At 62.7% G+C, this 5,901-nt stretch carries 7 protein-coding genes and 1 pseudogene; 6 read left to right on the top strand and 2 right to left on the bottom strand.

Annotated elements, in window-relative coordinates:
* Nucleotides 1-175: pseudogene (locus H590_RS18540) on the top strand (IS1380 family transposase); the annotation flags it as partial.
* A gap of 213 nt (nt 176-388) precedes the next feature.
* On the top strand, nt 389-712 hold the full coding sequence (locus tag H590_RS0113445) for a hypothetical protein (RefSeq protein WP_028703919.1): 324 nt from the start codon (nt 389-391) through the stop codon (nt 710-712).
* Nucleotides 713-828: 116 nt separating this feature from the next.
* On the opposite strand, the gene lepB is transcribed toward H590_RS0113445, so the two are convergent.
* A complete protein-coding gene (gene lepB / locus H590_RS19485) occupies nt 829-1,728 on the bottom strand; it encodes a signal peptidase I (protein ID WP_084149549.1) in 900 nt (299 codons plus the stop codon).
* Between the two features lie 184 nt (nt 1,729-1,912).
* Between lepB and H590_RS16920 the strand changes: the two genes are divergently transcribed.
* The 3 genes from H590_RS16920 to H590_RS0113460 all read left to right on the top strand — a co-directional run bounded on the left by H590_RS16920 (nt 1,913) and on the right by H590_RS0113460 (nt 4,000).
* On the top strand, nt 1,913-2,488 hold the full coding sequence (locus tag H590_RS16920) for a hypothetical protein (protein ID WP_036982649.1): 576 nt from the start codon (nt 1,913-1,915) through the stop codon (nt 2,486-2,488).
* Nucleotides 2,485-2,748, top strand: a complete 264-nt coding sequence (locus H590_RS0113455; protein WP_028703920.1) for a PqqD family peptide modification chaperone — start codon at nt 2,485-2,487, stop codon at nt 2,746-2,748. Before H590_RS16920 ends, H590_RS0113455 begins: the two co-directional genes overlap by 4 nt.
* Before the next feature lie 148 nt (nt 2,749-2,896).
* The gene (locus H590_RS0113460; protein ID WP_028703921.1) at nt 2,897-4,000 is read left to right on the top strand and encodes an LCP family protein; all 1,104 of its coding nucleotides are present in this window, start codon (nt 2,897-2,899) and stop codon (nt 3,998-4,000) included.
* Nucleotides 4,001-4,084: 84 nt separating this feature from the next.
* Here the strand turns inward: H590_RS0113460 and H590_RS18545 are convergent, their stop codons facing one another.
* Nucleotides 4,085-4,582, bottom strand: coding sequence for a hypothetical protein (locus H590_RS18545; protein WP_126412668.1), 498 nt, complete (start codon nt 4,580-4,582; stop codon nt 4,085-4,087).
* A 203-nt stretch (nt 4,583-4,785) separates the two neighbouring features.
* Between H590_RS18545 and H590_RS16925 the strand changes: the two genes are divergently transcribed.
* Nucleotides 4,786-5,901 (top strand): IS630 family transposase, encoded by a 1,116-nt coding sequence (locus H590_RS16925; protein WP_051238629.1) that lies wholly within the window; start codon nt 4,786-4,788, stop codon nt 5,899-5,901.

The raw sequence follows: 5,901 nt of genomic DNA on the forward strand, positions 1-5,901 counted from the left end.
CCAGGCCCGGCGGTGGGAGCCCAAGAAGCTGCGCCATCGCCTGTTCGCCATCCCCGCCACCCTCGCCCGGAGCGGCCGGCGCGTCATCCTGCACGTCTCGGATCGCCAACCATGGGTCGACACCGTGGTCGCCGCAGTCGGCGTGCTGCGGGGCCTGCCCGCCCCCGCGGGATAGCCCCCGGTATGCACCTTGACCGCCCACCATCTGAAAGAACCCCACGGCCCGGACAGCCCGACCCCCGCAGCGACATGCGGCGAACCGTCGCACCCGCCTGCCAGAATCAATGCTCAGTTCGACGACACAGCCGCCGAACCCCCACCCAGCAGCCACCCATGAAAAATCGAGGCTAGTGGCGGTCAGCCGCCGGAAGCGGCCACCAGCATTGGCATGACCACCACGAGCCCCTACACGGGCGGCGTCGGTAACATCGAGGTTTTCGGCATCGATGACAACGGCGCGCGCGGGTACTTCCCCAATTCCCAGACCTTCACCATCTCGTCGTCGCAGCTGGACTTCAGCTCAAACATCGAGAGCATCAGCGGAGGGACGTGCACACCCGCGGGTGATGGAACTTGGACGATCAACCCGAACCCCGGATCGGTATACGTTCAGATCCTGTTCAGGAGTTCCGTCACTGGCACCTACACCGTTGTGAGCAACGGCCCCGTCACTGGCCAGAATGGCGGCGGCACGGTCCACCCCAGGGCATGACATCGGGAGACCTCCGCGTGAGTGATCTCTAGGTCAAATGGGGGCATCGGCTGACTTCAGCCGATGCCCCCATTTTTCATGGCCCGTATGCGGCAAGCCAAGAATTGAATCACGACTCACCTCACTCCCCCTATTCGTTCACGAGGCCACAGTGCCACCGAGACTTTTCCAACCACATTGTCCCCGGTGGCCCATCTCCAGCAGCTCTCCGGCATCGGTGAGGCCGCGCCTGAACGGCACCTGAACGCCGAGTCCGAGGAGTCCGCCCGGTTGTCCCCAAGCATCAGGTAGGAGTCCTCAGGGACCGTGACCTGGGCGAAGCACCGCAAAGACCTCGGTGTAGTGCCACAGTCGAGCTTCCCAGGGGTGAACGGCAGATTGGACCCTAGATAGGACTCCTGAAGAGGGACACCGTCTACGACGACGGAGCCGTTCACTGAACAGCAGGATGCTTTCTGTCCCGGGATCGCGATGATCCGCTTCACCAGAGTGTGCGAACCTGTGGGCCCAAACCCCGTCCAGCCCCACGCTGACTTGATTGCTGACCTCACCGACCTGTGCTGGGCAGATGAGGGCGAGTCCCACGCACTGCCGGCGTTGAAGACGACGACGTCTCCAGCCTTCGGAGGCCCGAACCGGTATGCCAGGCGGTTCACCAACACACGGTCCCCTGGACGCAGAGTGTCCTCCATGGACGCAGACGGAACGCCGTAGGGCTTGGCCACAAAACTCAGCACCAGCCCGATCACCACCACGGCCAGGACGAGCTGACCCCAGAAGGAACCGAGCCACCGTCGCCATCGTGGAGTTCCGCGCCGCATCTCTGCATCTGTCTCCCGTGGTGCTGGCATGGCCGCCATGGTATCGACCGCACCAGCCGTCGCGTGACGGGCTCGGCAATCACGCGAAACGTGACCGACGCTGTTAGCATTGCAGCTTGTGACAGTGTCCACATCCACCGAATCGCCCGGCGACCTGGCGTCGACACTCACCCTGTCTGGGCTCGGTGCTTCCATCGGGCTACACGTGCGAGGCTCCCGAGCCGCTGAACTCAGTACTGCGCTGGCAGGTGCATGGTCGCGATGCACCACTGTACGAACACCGCCCGATCAGGCACCCGCTGTCAGCATCAGTCTTCGCGGACCGGGCGAACACCCCACCCCCGGGCTTGATGCCGCCTCCGAGAGTGTTGACGCTCTCATGACCGCCACCACCCAGGCCGTCACGAGAGCGTTCATCGCAGCGCAGACCGGACGATTGCTCATGTTCCACGCCGGTGCGGTTGCCCATCCCACGACAAACCGGGCCGTGATCTACGTGGCTGCCGGCGGCACGGGGAAGACCACACTCACACAACAGCTGGGATCGATGTACCGCTATCTCACCGATGAGACCGTTGGCGTCGACGACCAGCACCGCATTCTCCCCTATCCCAAGCCCTTGTCGATCCGAATATCCGGCCGTCCCCACAAGGTAGAGACCTCACCCGAAGATCTTCATCTGCTCCCTGCCACATCCCCCGCATCGGTAGCGCGGATCGTGCTGCTCGACAGATCGGACAGCTACCCCGCCGACCACGTGGAAGTGGAACCCACCGGCCTCTTCGACGCCATCATGGCTCTCACCCCTCAAACGTCCGCACTGTCCGCACTCGATGCCGGACTTCACCGCTTGGCAGCGCTGATCGATGCCACCGGAAGCGTGTTGACGGTGCGCTACCGGGAAGCGGCCTCACTTCGACCACTTATCGCCAACCTGATCGGGGATCCCGAATGAAGGTGCGCCTGGCCCCTCCCCGCGACCTGCTCGTCCAGGACGACGCAGCTTTACTGCTCTACCCCAGCGAGCTCATCCGGCTGTCCGGCCTCGGCACCGCCATCGTCGAGCTGACAGAGAACCCCATCTCCATCGCAGACCTGGCCACTGCCCTTCAAATCCAGTTCGGCAACCCCGAGGACCTGTCCATCCGTGAGGCCACGAAGGCCGCTGTCAGCACACTTGTCGAACGCGGAGTCCTCGACGTCGTTGAAGCTTAGTCCAGTGAACCGCGAGATCACGGGGATTCAGCGGTCATCGCTGCGCTCATGTGGACAACAGATCACCGAACGGTGACCTCGACTACCATTTCTCATATTCAGCCACGCGGATCCGTCCGGGTGTCTTCACAAGGAGCCAACCTCAATCATGTCTGTCAACAAGCCGCAGTCGGGTGCAGGGCCACAGCGCGCTGCCGAGACTGACGATGATCTGGACCTCTTCGGAGAAGGCGTCGACGAGTCTGCACCGAAAGACGCCGCAGCGGCTCCAGCTGCAGCCCGTCGTGGACGCCGTCGATGGCCAAGGATCTTTCTTGCGGCATTCCTGGCGGTTGTTCTGCTGGTGGTAGGCGTCCTGTTCTACTACTTCCGAACTGTCAGCAATGCGCTGAACAACATTCACCGCGATCCCAACATCATGCCCGACGAGACCAACGTTGCCCCGATTGCTCCTGGAAAGCCGATCAACTTTGTGCTAATGGGCACCGACAACCGCCCCGGGGTATCTGGTGCGAGGTCCGACTCGCTCATGGTGGCCCAGCTGTCAGGGGATCGCGAACACCTGTACCTGGTGAGCTTCCTGCGTGACATGTGGGTGACCGTCCCGGCGAACAAGGTGGTCAACCACGACTCAAAGGCAAAGATCAATGCCGCCTACTCGTGGGGCGGGCCGGCCCTGACCGTGAAGACACTTGAGAACCTCACCGGCGTCAACATGGACCACGCAGTGATCATCGACTTCCCCGGGTTCATCTCCCTGACCGACAAGCTCGACGGCGTCACGGTCTACAACCCCCAGGCCGGAAAGATCGAGGGGTACTCATTCGCGAAGGGGAACATCACCATCAAAGGTGATCAGGCACTGAAATATGTCCGTGAACGCAAGGACCTGGCAAACGGGGACCTCGATCGCGCCGCACGTCAGCGCGCCGTTCTCACGGCGATCATCGACAAGTCGATCAGCGGCGACGTCATCGCGAACCCGAAGAAGTTCAACGACGTGCTCAACATCTACTCGCAGAACGTCACCGTGGACTCCGGGCTCACGCCGGCCACCATTCGCAAGATCGCGACCAGCCTCAAGTTCAAGTCGGGCGCTGGCGTCGTCCAGGTCCAGGCACCCATCGCGGGATTCGGAAAGTCCAAGGACGGACAGGCCTACGACATCGTGGATGAGGCAGGCGTCAAGGAACTGTCCAGCGCCCTCAAGAACGACCGGATGGCCGACTACGTCGCCAACCACCCGCAGTAAGCCAAGGGGGCGATCAAGGATCACCCCCGATAGCCAATTGGGTTGGGTAGAGTCTCATGCGTTCTCACCGCATGAGGAGTCGGCTCATTGCACTGTCACCGATGCTGTCGGGGCGTTTTCGGCCTCGGGAGAGGTGGCAAGAAAGTCAACCAACTGCGGGAAGGACAGGTTATGTCCCTGCGCAACAAGTACGACATCGAGTTCACTCGTGTTCTCTGATGGACTACTCTCCATCAGACCTGAGTACACGAAGTTGAACGACGTACGATGATTCGACGATGTCGCGCCAGCATACGACCAGTGATTTCCGACCTGCGTCAGCTGCGGACTGGTCGTCACCGGAAAATCGCTGTCGGCGACGGTGACCTGAACCAGCACAACCCTCACCTCCGCTCGGGCTGGGGTATAGACGTTCCTCACCTGGAGCCCTACGGCAAGGCCTGCGCGCCGTCCGCTGTCGTCCCATTGGGCAGTGGCACGAGCGGTGTCGAAGACAATCTGTGCAGAACCGCCGGACGCCACCGCAGCCGGCACCCAGGCCATGCTCGCAATCACAGGTACAGCCCATGCGGTGCTCTTCACCACTGACCGCCTTGACAGCCCAATTGGGCATGCGCCAGACCTACGATCCGGGTCAACCTTGGCCGGCACCGATTCCACACTCTTCATTGTCACAATCCTGTCTTGACCGCATGGGATTCCTGTCTGTTTTCTGCGTACCCATGGCGGAGTCAACCTAGTGTCCTGAGTCGGAAGTTTCTGGTCAGGATTGGTAGACTCTTCTCATGGCGAGTCCCAGGACTGAACCCGTGTACTTGACCGACGAGGAACGTGCCGTGCTGGAGGGCTGGACACGCGGGCGAACCCTGGCGGACTGGCGGGCGCGGCGAGCCCGGATCATTCTGGAACTCGACGGTGGGGCCACGATCGGGCGGGCGGCCGAGCTGGTGGGTTGCTCACGGACCACAGTCGGTAAGTGGCGGTCCCGCTTCGCCGCCGACCGGCTCGATGGCCTGGAGGACGCGCCCCGATCCGGGCGGCCGCGTGCTGTCACCGACGAGGCTGTCCAGGCCCTGGTCGATCGAACCCTGCACTCCAAACCGGCCAACGGGGACCGGGCCTGGTCCACCCGCAGCGCCGCGCAGGCCTCCGGGATGAGCCAGTCCATGGTCTCTCGGGTGTGGCGGGCCTTCGGACTGAAACCCCAGGCGATCGACTCATGGAAACTCTCGACCGATCCCGAGTTCGTCGACAAGGTCCGAGACGTGGTCGGCCTGTACATGGACCCGCCGGCTGACGCCCTGGTGCTGGCGGTCGATGAGAAAACCCAGATCCAGGCCCTGAACCGGACCGCCCCGATCCTCCCCGTCCTGCCGACCAGCCCGGCCAAGGCCTCCCACGACTATGTGCGTCATGGCACCACGAGCCTGTTCGCCGCCCTGGACATCGCCTCGGGTTCGGTGATCGCAGAGCACCACGCCCGGCACACCGCTGCCCAGTTCATCGGTCTCCTGACCACCATCGACAAGGCCGTGCCCCAGGACTTGGACCTGCACCTGGTCCTGGACAACTACGCCACTCACAAGACCCAGAAGGTCCACACGTGGCTGCTGCGTCACCCCCGGTTCCATCTGCACTTCACCCCGACCTACTCGTCGTGGTTGAACCTGGTCGAGCGCTGGTTCGCCGAGTTGACCTGCCGGAAACTCCACGGTTCGGCACACCGGTCAGTCACCGAACTGAAAGCCGATATCCAAGCCTGGATCAACCAGTGGAACGCCGATCCCAAACCCTTCATCTGGACCAAGACCGCCGACCAAATCCTCTCCACCCTCGCGGCCTACTGCACCATCCTCAACCACACCAACGACCAACCAGAAACTTCCGACTCAGGACACTAG

The organism is Acidipropionibacterium jensenii DSM 20535 (assembly GCF_000425285.1).
In the GTDB taxonomy this organism is placed as follows: domain Bacteria; phylum Actinomycetota; class Actinomycetes; order Propionibacteriales; family Propionibacteriaceae; genus Acidipropionibacterium; species Acidipropionibacterium jensenii.